Here is a 21,077-nt window from a genome sequence, read left to right on the forward strand (position 1 = left end):
ACATTTTGCCTGAATCTTTAAAATATTCGTAAAAATGTTACTCCTGATCTTGTATTTTCGCAATTTTCTGCGGTAATTTTATATCTGTTTTTCCAGAAGATTAATAACCTCCCGACTGCAAATACTCACACAATGAAATTAGACGGACGAGACTTTGAGATCCTAAATATCCTACAGGAGAACGGGAGGCTTTCGTTTCGTCAGATTTCAGAGATTACTGGTTTGAGTGTTCCTACAGTAAGCAGCAGAATAAATGATATGGAGCAGGCAGGCATAATCAGAGGCTACAAAGCTGATTTGGCACCTGAAAATCTTGGAGAGTTCAGCGCTGTTGCAGAAATAGTGGTAAGACCGTCCGAAGCCGATCTCGTGTCTGAAGAGCTGAGCAAGAATCCGGCTGTCAGGCAGATATTCCGCTTGAGCAACGGCAAAATTCTCATCCTGTGTACATTCACAGGCTTATCCTCTATGAATTCCTTTAGTTTTTTTATTTCTTCTTTGTCTCAGATCATAAGTTGCGAAATGGCTACTGTTACCGACACTATGAAAGAAGAATGCAGGGCGATAGTCCATCAGGATTCTGCTTTATTATTCGAGGGAAAGAAGACTGTTCAGTGAAGTTATGTTTTCTACATACTCAACATTAATTTTCTTCCAGTCGTCTGCCGTGTAGGCTCCAGTGAGAACGCCCAGGAATTTTGCTCCTGCTGCCGTGGCGCATCTCATATCAATAGCATGATCGCCGAGATAAAGACATTCTGAAACTTCCACTCTCATCTTCTCGGCAGCTCTCTGCATAGCGATCGGAGAAGGTTTAGCCTCTTCTTCAGGATAATCATCTCTGCAGATGAACACATCAAATTCAATGTCTAAATTAGCGGCCTTGAGGGCGCTTTCTGCGTACTGTCTTGAACCTCTTGTCAGTATGCCGGTTTTGTAACATTCGTTCTGCAGACTGATTATCGTGTCAAGCGCGCCTTCAACCGGCGTGGTCAGGTCAACAGTCTCCAGCTCCACCTGGCTCATGATCCTGCCTGTTGCAGAGTACAGTTTAGAAACATTAATGCCGTTTTCTTTGGCATACTTTTCTGCCTGAGCCATGTTGTTAACGATGATGTCATCTTCATCCAGGATCTCTTCTGGAATTCCTTCGCTGATCAGTTCATCAACCACACATTTTCTCATCTTCATAAAATTGGTATGGTTGTAAATCAATGTGCCATCAAGATCGAAAACTACGGCTTTTATCATTCGCTGCACCAACGGAGATTCTCTCACAACATCGGTACTATAAAACAAAATTGCTTTGTATGATGAAAATAAAAAAAGGGTTTAATGAGATTAAATCTCATTGTGAAGGTATTTGGAATACCCGCCCATGTCCAGAAGTCCGTGTCCAGACAGATTGAATACGATAACTTTCTCTTCTCCAGTTTTCTTAGCCTCAAGAGCCTTATCCATGGCGGCTTTGATGGCATGGGATGATTCTGGGGCGGGAATGATACCTTCAGTTCTGGCGAATGTAACTGCGGCATTGAAAGTTTCGTGCTGATCGTATGATACGGCGTTTATATATCCCAGATTCTTAGCCAGAGATACTGCAGGAGCCATACCGTGGTAACGGAGTCCGCCGGCGTGAATTGATGAAGGTATGAAATCATGTCCTAGAGTATACATCTTGAACAGAGGAGTCATTCCTGCAGTGTCACCGAAGTCGTACCTGTATTCTCCTTTTGTAAGACTTGGAACTGAACTTGGTTCAACGGCAATGAATTCGGTATCAATCTCGCCTTTGATCTTCTTCCTCAGCATAGGGAAAGAGAATCCAGCCAGGTTTGATCCGCCTCCGGCGCAGGCAATCATGTAGTCAGGAACTTCATCAATGAACTCCAGCTGTTTGATTACCTCTTCTCCGATTATTGTCTGATGTATCATCACATGATTTGCTACACTTCCGAGTGCATACTTAGTGTTCTCCTGGTGCACACAGGTTTCAATAGCTTCAGAAATTGCAATACCAAGTGATCCTGGATTGTCCGGGTCTTCAGCAAGCAGCTTTCTTCCGTATTCTGTTTCTTTTGAAGGCGAAGCGTAGACTTTTCCGCCATATGTTTCCATGATGAGTCTGCGGAACGGCTTTTGATCATAGGAAACTCTGACCATGAATACCTTGCAGTCTAAACCAAAATGTGCGCAGCTGAGACTCAACGCGCTTCCCCATTGTCCGGCTCCTGTTTCAGTGGTCAAGTGCTCTGTGCCATCGATCATGTTGAAGTATGTCTGCGGTATGGCGCTGTTCGGTTTGTGGGATCCGCCCGGACTCAGATCTTCTCTTTTGAAGTAGATCTTTGCTGGAGTCTTAAGATACTGCTCAAGCCTCCTTGCCCTGCACAGTGGTGCAGGCCTGTTCAATGCAACATATGCATCTCTTACCTCTTCAGGTATGTCGATATATCTGTCAGTTGACATTTCCTGCCTGACAATTGAAGGAGGAAAAATTGCTGACAGATCTTCTGCCGTAGCTGGCTGCATTGTGCCAGGATGTAACGGCGGCGGGAGAGGTACGGGTAAGTCTGCAGCAATGTTGTACCACTTAGTTGGAATATCGTCAATATCAAGCCTTATCACATCATCTTTGTGAATTGCCATATTCCTGCATATATTGTAGTAGTATATAACATTAATGATGAATGATGTACATATTAGTACAATAATTACTCCATTAGTTGCCGTAAAGCTCTTTGGAGACGTTGCTGCTCATATTTTTAAGAATATCATTAGGCGTGTAATCTCCCAGATCTGTTATGACTTTCTGGAATAAGTTCAGTGAAGTTACATCAAAAATCTGGTTATATTCTTCAACGCGCCCGTTCAGTTTTCTTGTGACATGCAGATCTGAAAGATTAACTGGACACAGTTTTAATGAACTGCAGATAACACATGAGTCAAGACCACAGACTCTGGCTGCTTCCGCGGCAGTTCTTGTACCTACTTTATTGACAACTCCTTTGGGAATTATCGAATCAGCACCGCTTATGAAGCAGTCAGCTTCGGATGCTACAGAAAATATTGTAGAATCATGAATCAGCTTGCAGTCTGCAAATTCCCCTACCAGATTAGCAAACAGCCGGCCTTCTTTACCGGGTGCAGACTCCGTTGCAATGACCTTTATATCTCTTGTTTTTGAAATTTCAGCCAGCGCCTTCAGGACTGTAGAAGAATATGTCGTAGTTAAAAATACATCTCCGGAAATGTTTCTAGCAGACTTTCTCAGCGATTCAGTGCTTTCTTCTTCCTGTCTCAGTATCCTTTTCAGAACCTTAATTACTGCTGAATTTCCCTCGGGAACGTAGATCATTATTGCATTAGCAATATTGAATATGGGAGCCATGCACGGCTTTCCATGGTGAAGATTAATTGCAAACTCTTTCCAGTCTTCTTGAGAAACAGTGTCCAGCGAATCGATTGACAGTATGTCGCGAAGAGTCTTTACAGCCATTTCTGCTGCTCCAGAGTGAATGTCTCCAGCTACATATTCTGTGATCCTGCTGAATTGCTGATTCATAGCCGTGAATCGACATCATAATTATAACTTATTGCTGTAAAAAGCGTCCTGCTGTAAAATTCATTTATAAAAAAGGTGTCAGGTCGAAGTAGTAATCTCCTTTCTGTTTCAGACGGCATTCAACTACGCATCCTACCCGCCAGTCCTGAGATTGTCATCCTGGTCTGTTTGGACTTGCTCCAGTGGGGGGTCGCCGTTTCACCAAATTTCCACAAACGTCCCTGCCTAGCAGTTCATCCTTAAATGGAACTGTGTCGTTTCTGTGCCCTTGCCACGGCTCTCGCCGTACCTATTATTCGGTCCACTTTTCTCATGGAGAGGAGAATTTCCTCAGCTGGGTCTAAGCCCTACCGTCGGCCGTCCTCTTCCTCCTGACAAAATCTCCAATGAATAATTAGTATTTATAGGCAAGTCAATCTCATTACACAATCTAGTCTCTTTTTATTAACAACCCTATTTGGCAAGAATCAACACTCTTTTTCAATACTTTATCTCAGATTATTGTTTATTCTCAGTCTCGTTCACGATGTGATTTTGTAATATAATAAGTCAATTCTATGCAAAGCTTCATAAAGGAAATGGCTATATGCAGAAAGGCAGTGCAAGGGTAGCCAAGCTTGGCCAACGGCGCAAGGTTGAGGGCCTTGTCCTTAGTGGTCCGAGGGTTCAAATCCCTTCCCTTGCACCATTTTATCATCCTGCTCTTTTCATCTTATGATTTTTGTTATTGGTTCAGACCATTTTACAATTACCAGCTGTCTGATTTTTTATTATCTAGCATACTAGTTTTCCCTGCAGCATAATCTTTGATCTAACAGTTTACTCTTGTATGCTGGCTATTGATAGTTATTATGTAAATTGTTTAACTTTCTTTTGATTTTTCCATATAATAGCGCATGGCATATACTGCAAATTCGCCAATCGTTTTCAATCCCAGTTCTTTAGCCATTTTTTCAGCTTTTTCATAGGTGTCTTCATCAGTGTAAAACACCAGCTCGCATTCTTCATCATCGCTCATATTCCTTCCTCATGTGATTTTTGGCATTCTGTCGAATGCCGGTAATGAGCCTAATGTCGCATAGGCGGTACAATAATAACCTTTCAATGCCAAAAAAGTTACCAAAGAGTGTCATATTAGGTACTCATTCTAAAAATTTAGTACTTGAAATTGAGTAATCACTTATCAGAATATCAGCACAACAGATGTGCACATATTCATTGAAAAACACCTTGTAAACAGCATCATAGTTATTGATCTGAATGAAGTGTATGGATTATATATCCAAATATGTTTCAGGAATTTATGATGGATATTGTTACAGAGTGCAGAAATCCTGATCCAGATGTAAAAGATGCTTTCGACAAAGCAATCAAATTAAAAGAAGAAAATCCATCGGAATCTGAAAAGATACTCAGGGTATGCATCAGCAAAGGCTGTACTGATTCAATGGTAGCTTTAGGCAATATCCTCAGCACAGGAACTGATGAACAGAAAAAAGAATCTTTCAAGTTGTTTACGGAAGCCGGCAATGCGGGAAATATCCATGGTCTGAGGAATTCTGGATACGCACTAGCGCTGGGTATTGGATGCAGTAAAAACAAGACTGCTGCTGCAGAGTGGTACAAACGTGCAGCTGAAGCTGGACATGCTAAAGCCCAGTGCAATCTTGGAGTTCTTTACAGTTACGGAAACGGAGTTTCTCAGAATGATGAAGAAGCTGCAAAATGGTATAAAATGTCTGCAGAAAACGGTTACAGCCGCGGACAGACAAACTACGGCGAATATCTGATGTATGGCCGAGGGGTGAAAAAAGATGCTGCAGAAGCTGCAAAGTGGTTTGAAGCTTCAGGTTCCAACAGGGCGTTGTTTCACCTTGCAGAATTGTATCTGGCTGGAGATGGAGTTCCGCAAAGCAGAGATAAAGCAATAGAATTTTTAAAATCTTCATCAGATGGAGGATATGCAAAAGCGATGACGTTCTTGGCTTCATTGATCATAAACGAAGACCGTGTCTATGCTGAGTCTCTATACACAAAAGCTGCTGAGAAAGGAAATCAAACTGCTATTGATGCTTTGAGAAATCTCGGGCTGCCGATTCCATGTGTAAAAAAGGTGAGGAACTAGATTTAGACAACTGAGTTCTGGAGTTTGCAGAATCATACAATTACTATGATATTGATGAACAGCATTTTCCGCTCATCATGAAAAGAGTCGCTTCTTCTATTTTGGTAGCACTCGTGGTTGTGGCAGCTTTAGGATCTGTTGTATCCTTGGGTTTTTCACAGTCAGAGGAAACCAATATAGATTACTCAGACGAATCGCATTGGCTCTCTCTACCTGAAAGCATAGACAAGCCAGTGGATGTTTTTTACGTATACCCGACAGCATGGCATAAGATCAATCAAAACGAGCCGGATATCTGCAGAATAGATAATATAACGATGCTGGAGGGAGCTTCTCGAGTATTTGAAACACAGGCTACAGCTTTTGAGACTGTAGGAAATATATTCGCTCCTTATTATCGTCAGGCAGATGCTGCTGTATGTTTATCTTTGAGTCTGGAAGATCAAAATGCAATGCTTTCCGGGGCGCCAAAACAGGATCTGTTTGATGCGCTTGATTACTACTTTGAAAACTACAACGAAGGAAGGCCTTTCATTCTTGCTGGACATTCCCAGGGATCAAACATGCTGCTCTTTGTTTTATCGGAGTACATGGATTCTCACCCAGATCTGTATGAAAGGATGATTGCAGCGTATGTCATAGGGTATTCTGTTACGGATGAATATCTTTCAGATAATCCTCATCTGAGATTTGCTGAAGGCGCAGGGGATACTGGAGTTATTATCTCATATAACACAGAAGCTCCAGGAATTCAGGCAGACAATCCCGTATTGCTTGAAAATGCCAATGTTATCAATCCCATCTCATGGGTTAGGGATGAAACCACAGCTCCTGCTTCTGAAAGTATGGGCTCATCGATAGACGGAGTGTATACTGAGCATTTTGCAGATGCGACTATTGATCTTGAGCGCGGTGTTTTAGTATGTTCTACAGCCGACATCGAAAAATTCTCATCCAATAACGGGCTGTTTCCTTCTGGCGTATATCATTCTCAGGACTATCCCTTTTATTATTATGACATACGGGCAAATGCAGAGCTCAGAGCGGCAAATTTCTTAGGGTTATCAGGTCTTGAAGCATCATCAGATTTATCTGGAGATCTTCAGGAAGCCTTATAATCCATCTTTATTTTTTTATATGTTTTCTGGTGATGTAATCTGTTTACTGCTTTTTTATTTTAATCGAATCATTCAATATTATATGAGGTCTTCCATCTATCTCAATTATGTCTGCATCAACACCGTATACTGTCCGCAGGTTATCTTTTGTAAGAACTTCTGATGGTGTGCCAACAGAGTATATCTGCCCTTCATGAAGCAAAATTATCTTGTCTGCAAACTTTGCAGTTATGTTGATATCATGACTTATCATGATGATCATCATCCCTTTTTCTTTTGGAAGTCTGCTTAATATCTCAGTCACTTCAAGCTGGTGTTTTATATCGAGATTGGATGTAGGCTCATCCAGCAGTACTACTTCTGGATTCCTGACAAGTCCTCTAGCCAGCATTACTTTTTGATGCTGACCAGCGGATAATTCATTAAAATTTCTCATGGCAAGATCTTCAGCATCGAGTAATTCTAAAACTTTGTAAACATTTTCCAGATCTTCATTTGATGCTCCAAATTTAGCATCACTCTGCGCTCCGATCAATATTGTATCAATCACTGTTAACGGAAAAGAGTCTTCAGATGAATTTGGCACATAGCCCATTCGTTTAGCTAATGATTTAAGTTTAATATCTTTGATATCTACATCGTCAATCAGTACTGTTCCTTTTGTAGTTTTCAGGATTTTATTTATGCAGTGAATCAAAGTTGATTTTCCGACACCATTTGGTCCCATTATGCAGATAAATTCTGGTTTTTCGAGCACATGTGATATATTTTTTAGTACCAGCGTATTAGAATCATATCCAAATTCTAGATCTCTAAGGTCTATTCTCAAATGATCACCACATGCTTTTTCTTTGTTTTATCAACAAGTATATGAATAACGGACAGCCGATGAATGCAGTTATAACACCTACTGGAAGGAACGTAGGAGCGATTATGACTCTTGATACAAGATCTGCTACCATCAACAACACTGCCCCGAAAGCCGCAGATGCAGGAATCAGATATCTGTTGTCTGATCCTAAAAAGATCCTGACAATATGCGGAGCAACGAGTCCTATAAAACCAATAATCCCTGTAAAGCATACAACAGATGCAGTCATTAGCGAGATAACTATCAGCAGCACTATTCTCAGGCGATGAGCATTCAGACCCAGTGTTGTTGCATTCTTATCTCCAGTTATAAGGATATTCAGTTTTTTAGACATTGCCATTAACAGAAATCCGCCTGCTAATGTGAATGCTGAAATAATGTAAAACGACTCCCAAGTAGAACCGCTCAAATCTCCTACAGACCACTGAAACACTGCTGCAAGACTTGCATCGGATGCACCGAGTTTTATTAATGTCGTACAAGCATTGAACAGATACATCACTGCTATTCCTGCAAGTATCATCGTGGCGGCAGATGTATTTTTGAATGAAGAAATCAGAATAATGACTGCTGCTGGAATCAATGAGAATATGAATGCAGTGATTATCATGCCATATGATCCGCTGCCTATAATCGAAACTCCTAAGACAATTGCTATTGTGGCTCCGAATGATGCTCCTGATGATATCCCCGTTGTGTATGGATCCGCCAGGGGATTTTTCATCATACTCTGCATAGCAGCGCCTGCAATTCCAAGGGACATTCCTGCTACCAGACCAGTCATTATCCGCGGGAGACGTACGGTAAATACAATCCAGTCTATTGTATCATTGCACATTTCTGGATTAAACAGATGATACCAAATATCCTTGTAAACATCTAATGCAGTTAGGTTGTATGAACCTATTGTAGCAGCATAGCCAGTAATAGCAAACATTGCAACTACGCATGCAGCTATGAATGCGATTTTTTTGATGACATACTTGTGATATGCCTCCCTCATCTCTTCTGATTTTTGTATGTTCATGTGCGGATCCTCATGTGCATTACAATTTAGGATAAATAATCAAAAAATAAAAAATGAATGGGATTCACCCAATCATTTTGAATAGTATTTCTCCACATCCTCTAGCGAAAAGTACTGTATTCCAGCAAATTCTTCTGCAGTGTAATCCGGATGGTAATTATTAACATACTCTTCGAATAGTTTGTCTACATCAAAATCAAACAGATCTGGATAAATCATATTTGCAATGTATGCTACACCGATATAGCTTGCTGGCCCCATGTAGGTTCCCTGTCCGATTACACATACATTTTTATTTGAATATGCTTCAGTTTTTCTATTGTTTTGAAGTATGCATTGTCTGTATTTTTTACCATGTCATATACATAATCCAGTGTTGATGCAGGGTTAGATGAATCAAATGTTTCTAAGAATCCGTAGTAAACATCAAACACTATGTATTCTGGATTGATAGTTAAAATTCCTTCTCCGTCTATGTTTCCTGGTGAGTATCCCAAGGATGTAACATATCGGCCTCCGGCAGCCTCAACAGTCTCTGATATGCCATTGTGAGGTTTGGCTATTTTGGTTCCATTGTATGATGCAAATACAACAGGCTTATCTTCTTCAGAAATATCTTTAATCTTATCATTGATCTCATTTAATACGCTGTCTGCAATTTTAGCATAGTTGTATGCCATTTCTTCGCAGTCAAGAAGATAGCCCAATGTTATAATTCCAGAAACTGTTATTCCATCTTCCCAGAACGGTAATCGTATGATATCCATTCCAAGTGGTGCACAGGTAGTTTCCATGTTTGCGTCAAACCATGCTCTTGTTCCAGTTATAATCGCATCGGCATTGAGATCTACAAGAGATTCGTAGTCAAATGAGAATCTGCTTCCGATTGCAGCTGCATCCTTGAATGCTTGATACCATTTTGCGTATGTGCCATTGTTTGAAACTTGATCGCATGCACCCACACATCTGTCTGCAGCTCCGCAGATTAATACAGCTTCATAATTGCTTTTGTATCCTATACACATGTTTGTTATCGGATACATGCACGAAGCAATCACTCCATCGACATCATAGAAATATACTTTCATATCGTCCTTGCGGTCGACCATGTCTTGGATCCATTCAACATCGCTTTGGTCCACCTTTCCATCGCAGTTTGCATCTGCAAATGTCATTTCTACTGCATTTCCATTGTATGTTTTGTAACAACTGAAATAGGTGGCTTTCTTTTCACCTGCAATTATCTCTTTTACAAATTCTATATCTTTTTCGTCAATGTAGTCATCATTGTTGGCATTACCAAATATCGCCAAACGGCCTTCAGTATTGCTGCTTAAATTATTATCTGGAGTGTCAGCGCTGTTGTTATTATATAGGTAAAAAACCGCTGCAACCCCTGCGATTATAACAATGGCTGCAATTGCCACTGCTGCTAACTTTTGAGATGCCATAATATCACGTTGGATATATATTCCAGATTAGTTGAAGAATGAATTAATAATATAAAGGTTACTATTTTTTTGCCCATTTTTCATATGTATATTTGTTCATATGTTTATGCAACCTATTTATATGTAATAGAATATTAAATAAAGTATAGTGTTATTTAAAATATAGTCTCAACTAATTATCTAATCTGCACTATGGATGGAAAAATATGTTGCCTGACAATAAACCTACATATAGAGATCAGAATAATCTGCAGAGCAGAGTAATTAGTTATTGGGATTCTAGGGCCAATGGGTTCAATCTGGCAACAAACCACATACTGGATGAAGAATTCAGCTCAATAAAATCAATGCTTGAATCAAATGTAAACATCAACAAAAAGATGAAAGTGCTCGATGTAGGTACTGGAGCGGGTCTGATGGCCACCTCTTTTGCTTTGATGGGGCATGAAGTTTTTGCGGTGGATTTGTCTGAAGCTATGCTGGACTATGCGGAATCCAATGCTAAAAATCGTAATGTTGAGGTAATTCTTATAAAATCTGACGCTCAAAAACTTCCATTTGGGAATTGTGAGTTTGATATGGTAGTATCAAAAGACCTTTTATGGTCCCTGAATAATCCCGTAATTGCGTACACTGAGCTTTTGAGAGTTTTAAAACCAAATGGGTATCTGTTAATCATTGACGGCAACTATTATCTAGATCTATACGACAGCGACTATAAACAGAAAAAACTATACAAGGATCTTAAAAATGGGAAAAACAATAGCCTTCATGCCAAGACCAATGTTGATAACGTAGACTTTGAAATAATTCGGGACATTGCTAGGGATCTCCCGCTTAGTAAAATGCGCAGGCCTTCATGGGATGTTTCCACATTATTGAGTTTAGGTGTAAAGGAAATAAACATAGGATCTCTGGATGATGATGATTTTACAATAAATGCATATGACGGCCCAATGAAACTGATCTCCAAGTTCATGATACTTACTAAAAAAACAGACATTTCTGCGAATCGTTCTCTGATTAATATACATAAGATTAAAGATGCAGACCTTGCAGAAATTTCCAGAAAGCTATCCAATGACTATGAATGTAAAGATCTTTGCAGTATACTAAAGTCTCTCAGTGATAAAATGCGTATGGATATTGTTTTAGCTCTAAGATCTTCAGATCTAAACGTATCTCAGATATGCCTTGCAACAGGGTATCCACAGTCAAACGTGTCTCATAGTTTACGAATTCTCAAGGACTCAAACATAGTCATTTCTGAAAAGATCGGGAAAGAAGTCTATTACAGTCTTGCAGATCCCAAGTCAATAAATAGGATAATCAATGCGTGTGAAGGAATGTCAAAAATTCATTGAAATTCATTTTCTGTGAGCTTTTTATACAATTCGGGACGTCTTCTGTTCAGATAGTACAAATCCTTCATAGATGTATATTCTTTTCTCCTTAGCTTGTCTAAGATTTCAGGAGTGATATTAACTGCAATCATCGAATCTTTTGAATTATAGTCTTCGGCTAGTATATCGCCCCGGGGATCTATTGCTGTACATCCTCCGCCGAAAACAGTTCCTAACCCATTGTCTCCAAGTTGATTGCATGCTACTACATACACCGTATTGTCATACGCTCGGGCTCTGAGGCACTTGTCCCAGACATCTTTCCTTCTATTGGGCGGCAACCCTGAAGAATGAGGCATGAGAATAATGTCTGCATTGTTCAATGCCAGTACGGATGAGATCTCTGGAAAGTGAGACTCCCAACAAATTTGAAAGCCAATGTTTGCGTTTTTGCATTTTATTGTTTCTATGCTGTTTCCTGCTGCATAATACAATTTTTCCTTCTCGCCCAAATGCGTTTTTCTATATTTCCCTTTGAGAACACCATCTTCAGCAATGAATTGAGTTATGTATGCTCTATCGTCATATTTTTCGGATATGCCGGCAGATATTGCTATATTAAAATCTCTAGACATCTCAAGAATGTATCTTACGGAATCACCGCACATGGTTTCAGAAAACTCAATACTCTGAGGCATGGCGTAACCAGTTATGCACATTTCTGGAAAACATATGAGGTCAATATTTTGTTCAGATGCAGTCTCTACCCATTTTTTCATGGAGTTTAGGTTATGTTCTATGTCTCCAACAATGGAATTCATCTGAACTGCAGCTACACTCATCTGCTCCATGATTATCAACCATGTTATGATATATTATATACTCATCCTTTTTGACATTCTTTCTGAGATTCTTTAATTTAATTGATGCCTGGGTTATTGGAATTTAGTAAAATTTCATTTTGAATTATGTACTTATGAATGCACTACAATCCCTTGTATTTACTTTATTTCGAAATGAATATATACATAGTTGATAATCTTGAAATGGATGTTACATCCAAGTGATATTGTGAATAAGAAGATTATTGCAGTGATTGCGGTTGTTATCGTTCTTTTAGTAGCTAGTCTGAGCTATGTTTTTTTGAAAGGAGATGATGACAACTCTTCTGAATCATTAGATGCTTTGTTAGAAGTATATGGCAATGCAAACAATGATGCAAAAATAGATGAAAATGATATATCAATAGTACAAGATATTATCAGTGGAAACAAATTATTTGAGGATTATCCATTCGCTGATGCTAATTGTGATGGAGCAGTGAATGAAGATGATGTCAATCAAATAAGAAAAATAATTAACAGAGAGGACACCACGGTCCACCATTTAAATCATTTGAATGGTGAAACATATGTAGCTTCTACAAAGTTCCCAATAGTTTCAGCAATCAGTACTGGAGCAGCTAACTTGCTTATGTTCTATAAATTACTGGATGTAGAGGATAATATAAAGGGAATCAGTTATTCGAAATCCTCACCGCCAGATGCAACATTATTCCCGTACTTTTCAGGAATGACCTCCTTAGGATCAAATGCGTTAAATATTGATCTGGATAAAGCTTCAAGTGTGATAACAGAGAATAATTGTACAGCTCTGTTTACAGCTGATAACCGTTCATACATCAAGAATGAAAGTGACTTTGAAAATATCTTAAATGTCGATGTCATCAGAGTCAAGGCAGCCTCGGTTGTAGCTGATGATTGGGCTTCAGCGGCACTTATGATCGGCTTTTTAATGGGAGCGGAGGAACGGAGTTTTGAACTTACAGATTGGTTTATCTCATTCACTGAAACTTTAGAAGATAAACTGGCAGGCATCTCTGGAGATCTACCTTTGTCTGTTGCTTCTTCAAGCAACAATGCAGTCGGTTCGGAAACTTCAGATTATACTAAGCTTGTAGAGCTCGCTGGATCCAAATACGCTCTAGATGGTGTTGATAGCGGTGGTTCGGCTGTAATCTCTTTCAACAAAGAAACTGATAACTGGCTGTATAATTATAAAATAGATTATATCATCGTGTTTAACACTATGGGATACGGAACAGATGTGGACATTAATAAAGAATGGGAGCGCGCAGTTAATTTCGATATGACTGAAGCTTATAAGAATGGAAACTGTGTGCTCATCAGCGGAGACATGCCCGTTCCTGCAAGATTGGCATATTGTGCTGAAATACTACATCCAGATTTGTTTGGTGAAGGATACGGTGATAAAGTTCATCAAGAATTCATTGACAAGTTTTTCAATGATGACTATGATGTTTCAAAAGGAACATTCTTGGTCACAATTGATGATATTAAATCATAATGCCTAATTGCTGGCTAATATGCCAGCTTTTTTTTATTTTTTTGAAGCCTTTACTTTTTCTGACAATATATCTGGCTTTCCCAGAATCGAACAGCTTTTTCAACCCAGCCTTCTGCGCTTGTATTGATGCCCAGGCCAAAACCATGTCCTACTGAAGGGTATTTGTGAAATTCAGCGGGTACGCCTTTGTTTTTTAATTCTAATATGCGGTGTTCCATAGACATTGATCTGGCGATTTTATCCTCCTCACCAACCACTGCGAATGTAGCCGGCTCATTTTCTGAATAGTCGGAATAGCTTGAATATGCCATTATCACAGCGATTGGTTTAGGCAGCACGTCTCCACCGAACCTTTCAGTCCCATAGGAACCAATTTTAGCAGCCATTATGGCTCCAGCTGAACTCCCCCATAATGAATAATTATCAATGTCTACTTGAAGCATTTTTGCATTATTGAAAATATATGTTATTGCTGCAGCCAGATCTTCAGTAGCGCGCTGTCCATTTCCTATCCTGTATTGTATGACAAATGCATTATATCCAAATTTATTCAGTTCAATTGCATATGGAAAGCCTTCATGAATTGAACCGATGTATGAAAATGCACCTCCTGCGCAGATAACTGCAAAAGGTGCACACTTATTTCCTCTGAAAAAGAAGAGTCCTGTTGATTCTTTATCTTGATCCTCTTTCTTTTGCAGTTTCGTATAGTAGTCATAAAAAATGGTCTCGCCATTTTCGATTTTATCTATCATGTAATTAATTGAATTTACAGTTGTATCTGCATTGATGTTGTGATGATATGGTAAAAGATCATTAATGTCGTTTAATTTTATACTTTCATCTAATGTGATTTTTTCTAAAGGGAATAAATACTGGCCAAACTTTTTGAAGGCAGGATGATTAATTACACTCTCTACGGAATCGTCCTTGTTTACATATGAATATCTCATGTTTGTAACCAGACTCCTGATCGGGTCTGTATCTCTTAAACTTACCTTGGTTCTGTTCATCGCAGCTTATTGAAATTATCATCCAGCCGCGAAATCAATATATAACGAATATGATATCATGCAGTGGATGATATATCCAAGTAATATTGTGGGTAATGTATTATTGAGCTAGTTGTGGTTACTATGTTATTTGCTGGTCGCGGTGTAATTTTCGTCAATGGCATCATTGAAAACAACACCATGCTCCATTCTGAGTCTTTATTGGGAGATTGCGGTAGCCATATTGACAAATCTGAAAAAAATCTAGAATCCTACGTTGACTTCTGAGAGGGCATATCTTGGAAACTGATACCAGCAGAATAATATCAGACACAGATCTAAGTGATACCTATAAGAAATATACACACAAGAGAATTTTATTCATCATATTTTGTATAATTACTGCAGTTATCGCCATTGGAGTTTCCATAACAATCGGTGGAAGAGACATTAGTTTTACTGAAGTCTATCACATATTGTATAATCATTTGATTGGCGTAGATTATCCAGTAGGCTCTTCAGAATGGATGGACGATCAAATAGTGTGGAATCTGAGGCTTCCGCGAAGCATATTCGCCTTAATTGCCGGAGCAGCATTAGCAGTAGGGGGAGCAGTGATGCAGAGTGTAATGAAAAACCCCCTTGCCGATCCATATACCACCGGAGTCTCATCCGGTGCATGTTTTGGAGTAGCAGTCGCATTAGCTTTGGGTATTGTTGCCACATCAGGCTCACAAATGGATCAATATGGTGTAATAATCAACGCATTCATTTTTGCTTTGATACCAGTTGCAATAATTATTTTACTATCTCCAAGAAGCCGTTCTCCAGCAACATTAATATTGGCAGGTGTAGCGGTTTCATATTTATTCAATGCACTCAACACTATTGTTCTTATATCTACAGATTCTGAAACATTGGCCTCTGTCTATCAATGGCAGATCGGATCACTTGCAGATCTTTCATGGGATGATCTTTTATTAGTTACACTTATTACAGTTGCTGGAACAATCTGCGCACTAGCAGTATCTAAAAAACTAAATCTTCTCCTGCTCGGCGATGACAGTGCTAAAAGTTTAGGCTTGGATGCTAATTCTCTGAGAATTGTCTGTTTACTGATACTTTCTTTGATGACTGCTGCTGTGATAAGCTATGCAGGAGTTATAGGTTTTATTGGTTTGATATCTCCTCACATTGTTCGCCTGATCATAGGTTCAGACAACCGTTATTTGATTCCTGCAGCCGCAGCATTTGGTGCTACATTTCTGATAATAGCTGACATAGTCTCACGCATAGTTTCTGATATAAATGCAGTTCCCGTGGGTATAATGATATCTTTTATCGGTGCACCCATTTTTCTGTATTTAGTTGTTAAAAATAAACGGAGTCTGTGGTAATGTTCGGATCACTATCGAAACACTGCGTCAATGAATATCACAGACACATACGCCGCGGAAGAATTTTTACTATAATCTTCGCGATATCCTCTATACTCTTGGCAGTTGCTTCCACATCTGTTGGAAAATATCCTATTGGCATATTGGAATCATATGAAATAATCTTTAATCATCTTCAGGGAATTGATCCAGTGGGCTATGTTGCAGAGCTCAAGGATTTTATTGTGTGGGATAGAAATCTTCCCCGTGCTGTTGCTGGTCTTACTGTTGGAGCTATTTTAGCTATCGGGGGAGCAGTGATGCAGAGCATGATGAAAAATCCTCTTGCAGATTCATATACAACAGGTATTTCATCGGGAGCTCTGTTTGGTGTAACCGTCTGGCTTGTTATGGGAATCAGCGTAGTGCCAGCTGCTGGTACATACTCTCAGATACTCAATGCATTCATTTTTGCTATGATCCCCTCTTTGGTCATAGTTATTATTACTACATTTAAAAAAATTACATCTACTGCAATGATACTCATTGGTATTGCAGTGATGTATGTATTTTCTGCGTCTTCATCACTCTTAAAATATATTGCAGATCCGGACGCTCTTTCAGATATCTACGAATGGTCCATAGGAACCGTGGGGAAAGCCGGATGGGAAAGTGTCCCCATATTGATAGTTTCTGCGATTTCAATATTTATTGCAATGATGATAGTTTCTAAAAGTTTAAACGTTTTATCCAGCGGAGACAATAGTGCCGTAAGTCTTGGAGTAAATCCTTTGAGACTTCGCCTGTTCTGTTTAATTGTAATCTCACTTACAACTGCTGCAGCAGTTTGTTTTACAGGCACTATTGGATTTGTAGGTCTGGTAGCTCCGCACCTTGGCAGAATTTTTGTTGGTTCCAATAACCGTTATCTCATTCCCTGTTCTGCTTCCCTGGGTGCACTCATGCTGATCTCTTCTGACTGCCTGGCAAGGGTAATCGGCACCACTGGTTTACCGGCAGGTGTGGTTACAGCGATGATAGGCAGTCCGTTGTTCCTCTATTTCCTTTTTAAACAGAAAAAAAGTGATTGTGACTCTATGAAATTAATTCACATTTCAGTTCAAAGTTCCGATGCTAGAGTTATGGAGAAAGCCGCAAAAACACTTCGTGATCAAGGAATCAATGTAGAATGTTTTTGTGAAAACTGTGACGTAATCGATGACAATCCTGAAGTATACCACCGCCTTGTCAAGGAGACTGCAGATGCAGATATGGTATTCATCAGATGCATGGGGGATATTTTCAGATTTAAGAAGTTTGAAAAATATGAAGAGGTCCTGAAAAACTATGCTGGATATGTATTCATCTATTCTGGGAGTTTAGACTTAATGCTATTATTCCGCCACCTTTTCAAAGGGTCTGATGATGAATTCTCACTTTTGAGGTCCTTTGCTTTATACAAGGGGCCAGAAAATGATGTAGGAATCCTTCTCTGGTTAGCTAACAAACTTGGTCTGGTGGATTCAGTCCCTGAACCTGTGAAACAGAGAACTGACGGCATATATCATCCAGATTACTCAAAGGACATTTCTTTTGAAGATTATATTTCCAACCTTGATCCTAACCTTCCTACTGCAGGATTCATGTTTACGAGTAATTTATGGATATATAATAATCTGGAACATATTGATGCAATGATCCATGGTTTGGAAGATGCAGGAATGAATGTAATTCCCGTATTCTTTTCAGCTTCATCCATGAGCGTTCATGGAACGTACGGTAGTTCTACCATATTCAAGAAGTATCTGATGGATGGTGAAAAATCTCGTGTAGATGTGGTTGTGATGTGTTCGTCATTTTCACAACTTGTTAATTCCAGAAGCACTACCGGAATGAGCACACCAGATGAGGAAAATTTTTACAAACATCTTACAAACGTTCCAGTTCTGCAGGCTCTGATAGTTGCCTCTGAATATTCTGATTATGGGAGCAGTGCGGTTGGGTTGGACAAGAACGAAATTTCTGCATCTGTAGCCTGGCCGGAGGTGGACGGACAGATAATTACTGTGCCGATTGCCCACTCGCCTCCAGAATATAGGAAAATCCGCAGAAACGCCCCTCTGCCGGATAGAATAAATCATCTTGCAAGATTGGCTAAGAATTGGGCCATGCTGAGCAGAATCCCGCCGTCTGAAAGAAGAATTGCTATTCTGATGTACCAGTCCAGGCCTGATTCTGGAAGGATAGGCAATGCTGCAGGTCTTGATGTAATTGAAAGCGTATGTTCAATGCTGAAAAGGCTGAAACTTCTTGGATACTCTGTAGATAATATTCCAGAAACGGGAAAAGAATTAATTACTGAAATATTAGAAAACGTTACAAACGATTTGGAATGGACCCCTTCCGAAGTAGTCTGCGAAAAAGCTTTGGATCTGGTGGATAAAAAGGATTACCTGCAGCATTTCGATAAACTTTCTGAGTTCGATAAAAATTCAACAATTGAGCATTGGGGAAAACCACCAGGAGAGATTGCTGTTGAAAAAGGAAAGATAATAATCCCTGGTCTGATCAAAGGAAATATCCTCATTGGCTACCAGCCTCTAAGGGGATGGGGAGAACAGATTGAGAGAATTTATCATGACCCTCTGCTGATGTCTCCTCATCAGTATCTGGAATATTACAGATGGATTCAGCATGAATTCAAGGCCAATGTAATTGTACATATGGGAACTCATGGAACGCTGGAGTGGCTTCCCGGCAAGAATGTAGGTTTGTCTTCCAGTTGCAATCCTGATTTTGTGCTTGATGCCACTCCTCATGTGTATCCATATATCATTGATGATCCAGGCGAAGGAATACAAACCAAGAGAAGGTCTGAAGCTGTAGTTATCGGGCATATGAATCCCACTATGGCTAGAGCAGGCAGTTATGATGAATTATCAGAGGTGGAGGTCCCTCTTCAGCAGTACTTTAAGTTTAAGAACATGGCTGCTGGCGAGAGGAGAACTATTTTAATTTCTGAAATTTACGAAGCTGCTAAGAAACTTGACTTATTTAGTGATTTAGGGATATCTGCAGATCCAGGGGTAGATGGATTCGAGCCATATCTGGATAAACTCCATGAATATATTACAGAAGTTAAAGATGCTTTGATCCGTGATGGGCTTCATGTCCTGGGACGAATTCCTGAAGGACGTCATCTGGATGAGAACATTTATTCAATAATGAAAGTTAGAAATGGTTCAATTTCGCCACTGAGGGAAGCTGTAGGTGACACTATGGGATATGATCTCAACCATGCTGTAGATTTTCCGAATGAACTGAGTGAGGACGGAAGACCTAACAGCGAAATAATTGATTATGCCGATTCGGAAGTCCAGACTCTCTTGGTTGAAATGAGGGCACTCGATTATAATTATTCTAAATGCCTTGATTATGTCAATGGACGTTATAGTTCAGTTTCAAATTCACTTATAGAATGTGTCTCATTCATTTGTACTTTTTTAGTACCTAATCTAAAAAATATGGGTGATGAAATCAACAATATGATGAATGCATTTGAAGGGAAATATGTGCTCCCAGGACCATCTGGAGCTCCTACACGTGGAAATGCCCGCATACTGCCGATGGGCAGGAACTACTACGGCATCGATCCTGATAGCGTTCCTAATCCTTCTTCATGGGTCATAGGAAAGAAAATGGCTGACCAGATGATCAACAAGTATGTGGAAGAAAAAGGAACCTACCCGAGGGAGGTAGGATTCATCATCTGGGCTACAGACACTATGAAAACAGGAGGAGATGATTTAGCATATATCCTCTGGCTCATGGGTGTAAAACCTGTGTGGTCCAAAGCCGGTGGCCAGGTGATAGACCTGGAAGTCGTTCCTTTGTCTGAGTTGAAGCGTCCTAGAATTGATGTGACTGTAAACATCACAGGACTTTTCAGGGATACATTTCCCAATCTTATCGATATGATTGATGATGCTGTTAAACTTGTGTCTGGGCTTGACGAATCAAGTGATGAAAATTATCTTGCTGATAACTTGAGAAAAGAAATCCTTGAAGGAATGAAAGCAGGCCTTACAGTTGATGAAGCCCGCAGGAAGTCTTCCATGCGCATATTCGGTGCACCTCCTGGAGCGTATGGTGCCGGTGTCAACCATGCCATAGAAACCAGTGAATGGAAAACCGTGGAAGATCTGGCAGATGTTTACATTTCATGGTCGAGCTATGCATATGGAAGAGGAGTTCACGGAGAAAGTATGAAGGATCAATTTGTCAAACGCTTCAGCAAAGTCGGTGTTACAGTCAAGAATATGCCCGATCGGGAGATAGATCTGCTTGACTGCGATGACGTATACACATATCTTGGCGGAATGAATTCTTTTGTAAGGGCTTATGGTAATCCAGATGCAATTTCTGTTATGGGGGATGGTTCAAATCCTGAGCACCTGAAACTTAGAAATGCCGCAGAAGAGTGTAAATTCGTATTCAGAAGTAAAATCCTCAATCCCAAATATGTTGAAGGCTTGAAAGAGCACGGTTATCGTGGAGCTGCAGAGCTGGCGAATGTTACAGAATATTTGTTTGCATGGGACGCAACTTCAGATATTGTTGATGACTGGATGTATGAGCAGCTGGCTGATAAATTTTTATTTGATAATGACACGAAGGAGTGGATGATGGATGAAAATCCCCACGCTTTGATGAATATCTTGAACAGGCTGCACGAAGCAATATCCCGGGAGATGTGGAATGCAGATCAAGATACCTTGGAGAAATTAAAGCAGCTGTATATGCAGACTGAAGAAAGACTGGAAGAAATCACAGACCGCTGAG

The 21,077-nt window shown here is 39.8% G+C and carries 17 protein-coding genes, 1 tRNA gene and 1 other RNA gene; 8 read left to right on the forward strand and 11 right to left on the reverse strand.

Going from position 1 to position 21,077, the window contains the following annotated elements:
- Nucleotides 1-132 precede the first annotated feature (132 nt).
- The gene (locus H729_RS09410) at nt 133-618 is read left to right on the forward strand and encodes an Lrp/AsnC family transcriptional regulator (protein ID WP_020448545.1); all 486 of its coding nucleotides are present in this window, start codon (nt 133-135) and stop codon (nt 616-618) included.
- Here the strand turns inward: H729_RS09410 and H729_RS03105 are convergent.
- The 4 genes from H729_RS03105 to rnpB form a co-directional block, all read right to left on the reverse strand.
- The gene (locus H729_RS03105; RefSeq protein WP_020448546.1) at nt 589-1,251 is read right to left on the reverse strand and encodes an HAD family hydrolase; all 663 of its coding nucleotides are present in this window, start codon (nt 1,249-1,251) and stop codon (nt 589-591) included. The two genes, H729_RS09410 and H729_RS03105, sit on opposite strands and share 30 nt — an antisense overlap.
- Nucleotides 1,252-1,341: 90 nt before the next feature.
- Nucleotides 1,342-2,649, reverse strand: a complete 1,308-nt coding sequence (locus H729_RS03110; protein WP_020448547.1) for a TrpB-like pyridoxal phosphate-dependent enzyme — start codon at nt 2,647-2,649, stop codon at nt 1,342-1,344.
- Nucleotides 2,650-2,722: 73 nt separating this feature from the next.
- Nucleotides 2,723-3,565 (reverse strand): initiation factor 2B-like protein, encoded by an 843-nt coding sequence (locus tag H729_RS03115; protein ID WP_020448548.1) that lies wholly within the window; start codon nt 3,563-3,565, stop codon nt 2,723-2,725.
- Nucleotides 3,566-3,645: 80 nt separating this feature from the next.
- Nucleotides 3,646-3,938, reverse strand: an RNA gene (gene rnpB, locus H729_RS09590) — RNase P RNA component.
- Between the two features lie 228 nt (nt 3,939-4,166).
- On the opposite strand from rnpB, the gene H729_RS03120 reads away from it, so the two are divergent.
- Nucleotides 4,167-4,253, forward strand: a tRNA-Leu gene (locus H729_RS03120).
- A 174-nt stretch (nt 4,254-4,427) separates the two neighbouring features.
- Here the strand turns inward: H729_RS03120 and H729_RS09950 are convergent.
- On the reverse strand, nt 4,428-4,583 hold the full coding sequence (locus H729_RS09950) for a hypothetical protein (RefSeq protein ID WP_172618652.1): 156 nt from the start codon (nt 4,581-4,583) through the stop codon (nt 4,428-4,430).
- Nucleotides 4,584-4,868: 285 nt separating this feature from the next.
- Between H729_RS09950 and H729_RS03125 the strand changes: the two genes are divergently transcribed.
- Both H729_RS03125 and H729_RS03130 read left to right on the forward strand, forming a co-directional pair.
- Nucleotides 4,869-5,690 carry a tetratricopeptide repeat protein gene (locus tag H729_RS03125; protein WP_048133871.1) on the forward strand — a complete coding sequence of 274 codons (822 nt, stop codon included), beginning with the start codon at nt 4,869-4,871 and terminating at the stop codon, nt 5,688-5,690.
- Nucleotides 5,691-5,767: 77 nt separating this feature from the next.
- Nucleotides 5,768-6,808 (forward strand): DUF3089 domain-containing protein, encoded by a 1,041-nt coding sequence (locus H729_RS03130; protein WP_020448550.1) that lies wholly within the window; start codon nt 5,768-5,770, stop codon nt 6,806-6,808.
- 43 nt (nt 6,809-6,851) lie between these two features.
- On the opposite strand, the gene H729_RS03135 is transcribed toward H729_RS03130, so the two are convergent.
- The 4 genes from H729_RS03135 to H729_RS03150 form a co-directional block, all read right to left on the reverse strand.
- Nucleotides 6,852-7,637, reverse strand: coding sequence for an ABC transporter ATP-binding protein (locus H729_RS03135; RefSeq protein WP_020448551.1), 786 nt, complete (start codon nt 7,635-7,637; stop codon nt 6,852-6,854).
- A gap of 4 nt (nt 7,638-7,641) precedes the next feature.
- Nucleotides 7,642-8,706 (reverse strand): FecCD family ABC transporter permease, encoded by a 1,065-nt coding sequence (locus tag H729_RS03140; RefSeq protein ID WP_020448552.1) that lies wholly within the window; start codon nt 8,704-8,706, stop codon nt 7,642-7,644.
- A gap of 72 nt (nt 8,707-8,778) precedes the next feature.
- A complete protein-coding gene (locus H729_RS03145) occupies nt 8,779-8,967 on the reverse strand; it encodes a hypothetical protein (RefSeq protein WP_020448553.1) in 189 nt (62 codons plus the stop codon).
- Nucleotides 8,968-8,984: 17 nt separating this feature from the next.
- The gene (locus H729_RS03150) at nt 8,985-10,157 is read right to left on the reverse strand and encodes an ABC transporter substrate-binding protein (RefSeq protein ID WP_020448554.1); all 1,173 of its coding nucleotides are present in this window, start codon (nt 10,155-10,157) and stop codon (nt 8,985-8,987) included.
- A gap of 206 nt (nt 10,158-10,363) precedes the next feature.
- Here H729_RS03150 and H729_RS09415 point away from each other — a divergent pair, with 206 nt between their 5' ends.
- A complete protein-coding gene (locus H729_RS09415; RefSeq protein ID WP_020448555.1) occupies nt 10,364-11,521 on the forward strand; it encodes a metalloregulator ArsR/SmtB family transcription factor in 1,158 nt (385 codons plus the stop codon).
- Here H729_RS09415 and H729_RS03160 read toward each other — a convergent pair.
- Nucleotides 11,515-12,351 carry a nitrilase-related carbon-nitrogen hydrolase gene (locus H729_RS03160; protein ID WP_020448556.1) on the reverse strand — a complete coding sequence of 279 codons (837 nt, stop codon included), beginning with the start codon at nt 12,349-12,351 and terminating at the stop codon, nt 11,515-11,517. The genes H729_RS09415 and H729_RS03160 overlap by 7 nt on opposite strands.
- A 220-nt stretch (nt 12,352-12,571) precedes the next feature.
- On the opposite strand from H729_RS03160, the gene H729_RS03165 reads away from it, so the two are divergent.
- Nucleotides 12,572-13,867 (forward strand): hypothetical protein, encoded by a 1,296-nt coding sequence (locus H729_RS03165; RefSeq protein ID WP_147554375.1) that lies wholly within the window; start codon nt 12,572-12,574, stop codon nt 13,865-13,867.
- Between the two features lie 50 nt (nt 13,868-13,917).
- Here H729_RS03165 and H729_RS03170 read toward each other — a convergent pair whose 3' ends face one another.
- Entirely contained in the window at nt 13,918-14,880 is a 963-nt protein-coding gene (locus tag H729_RS03170) for an alpha/beta hydrolase (protein WP_020448558.1), read from the reverse strand.
- A 278-nt stretch (nt 14,881-15,158) separates the two neighbouring features.
- On the opposite strand from H729_RS03170, the gene H729_RS03175 reads away from it, so the two are divergent.
- The gene (locus tag H729_RS03175; protein ID WP_020448559.1) at nt 15,159-16,256 is read left to right on the forward strand and encodes a FecCD family ABC transporter permease; all 1,098 of its coding nucleotides are present in this window, start codon (nt 15,159-15,161) and stop codon (nt 16,254-16,256) included.
- A complete protein-coding gene (cobN, locus tag H729_RS03180; protein ID WP_020448560.1) occupies nt 16,256-21,076 on the forward strand; it encodes a cobaltochelatase subunit CobN in 4,821 nt (1,606 codons plus the stop codon). The genes H729_RS03175 and cobN overlap by 1 nt, the downstream gene beginning before the upstream one ends.
- The last annotated feature ends 1 nt before the right edge of the window (nt 21,077 follow it).

This window comes from Candidatus Methanomassiliicoccus intestinalis Issoire-Mx1 (assembly GCF_000404225.1).
Taxonomy (GTDB): Archaea; Thermoplasmatota; Thermoplasmata; order Methanomassiliicoccales; family Methanomassiliicoccaceae; genus Methanomassiliicoccus_A; species Methanomassiliicoccus_A intestinalis.

Bases quoted from the DNA above. Each gene is read 5' to 3' on its own strand.
- H729_RS09410 (WP_020448545.1), top strand. From the start codon at position 133: ATGAAATTAGACGGACGAGACTTTGAGATCCTAAATATCCTACAGGAG.
- H729_RS03105 (WP_020448546.1), bottom strand. From the start codon at position 1,251: ATGATAAAAGCCGTAGTTTTCGATCTTGATGGCACATTGATTTACAAC.
- H729_RS03110 (WP_020448547.1), bottom strand. From the start codon at position 2,649: ATGGCAATTCACAAAGATGATGTGATAAGGCTTGATATTGACGATATT.
- H729_RS03115 (WP_020448548.1), bottom strand. From the start codon at position 3,565: ATGAATCAGCAATTCAGCAGGATCACAGAATATGTAGCTGGAGACATT.
- H729_RS09950 (WP_172618652.1), bottom strand. From the start codon at position 4,583: ATGAGCGATGATGAAGAATGCGAGCTGGTGTTTTACACTGATGAAGAC.
- H729_RS03125 (WP_048133871.1), top strand. From the start codon at position 4,869: ATGATGGATATTGTTACAGAGTGCAGAAATCCTGATCCAGATGTAAAA.
- H729_RS03130 (WP_020448550.1), top strand. From the start codon at position 5,768: ATGAAAAGAGTCGCTTCTTCTATTTTGGTAGCACTCGTGGTTGTGGCA.
- H729_RS03140 (WP_020448552.1), bottom strand. From the start codon at position 8,706: ATGAACATACAAAAATCAGAAGAGATGAGGGAGGCATATCACAAGTAT.
- H729_RS03145 (WP_020448553.1), bottom strand. From the start codon at position 8,967: ATGGGGCCAGCAAGCTATATCGGTGTAGCATACATTGCAAATATGATT.
- H729_RS03150 (WP_020448554.1), bottom strand. From the start codon at position 10,157: ATGGCATCTCAAAAGTTAGCAGCAGTGGCAATTGCAGCCATTGTTATA.
- H729_RS09415 (WP_020448555.1), top strand. From the start codon at position 10,364: ATGTTGCCTGACAATAAACCTACATATAGAGATCAGAATAATCTGCAG.
- H729_RS03160 (WP_020448556.1), bottom strand. From the start codon at position 12,351: ATGGAGCAGATGAGTGTAGCTGCAGTTCAGATGAATTCCATTGTTGGA.
- H729_RS03170 (WP_020448558.1), bottom strand. From the start codon at position 14,880: ATGAACAGAACCAAGGTAAGTTTAAGAGATACAGACCCGATCAGGAGT.
- cobN (WP_020448560.1), top strand. From the start codon at position 16,256: ATGTTCGGATCACTATCGAAACACTGCGTCAATGAATATCACAGACAC.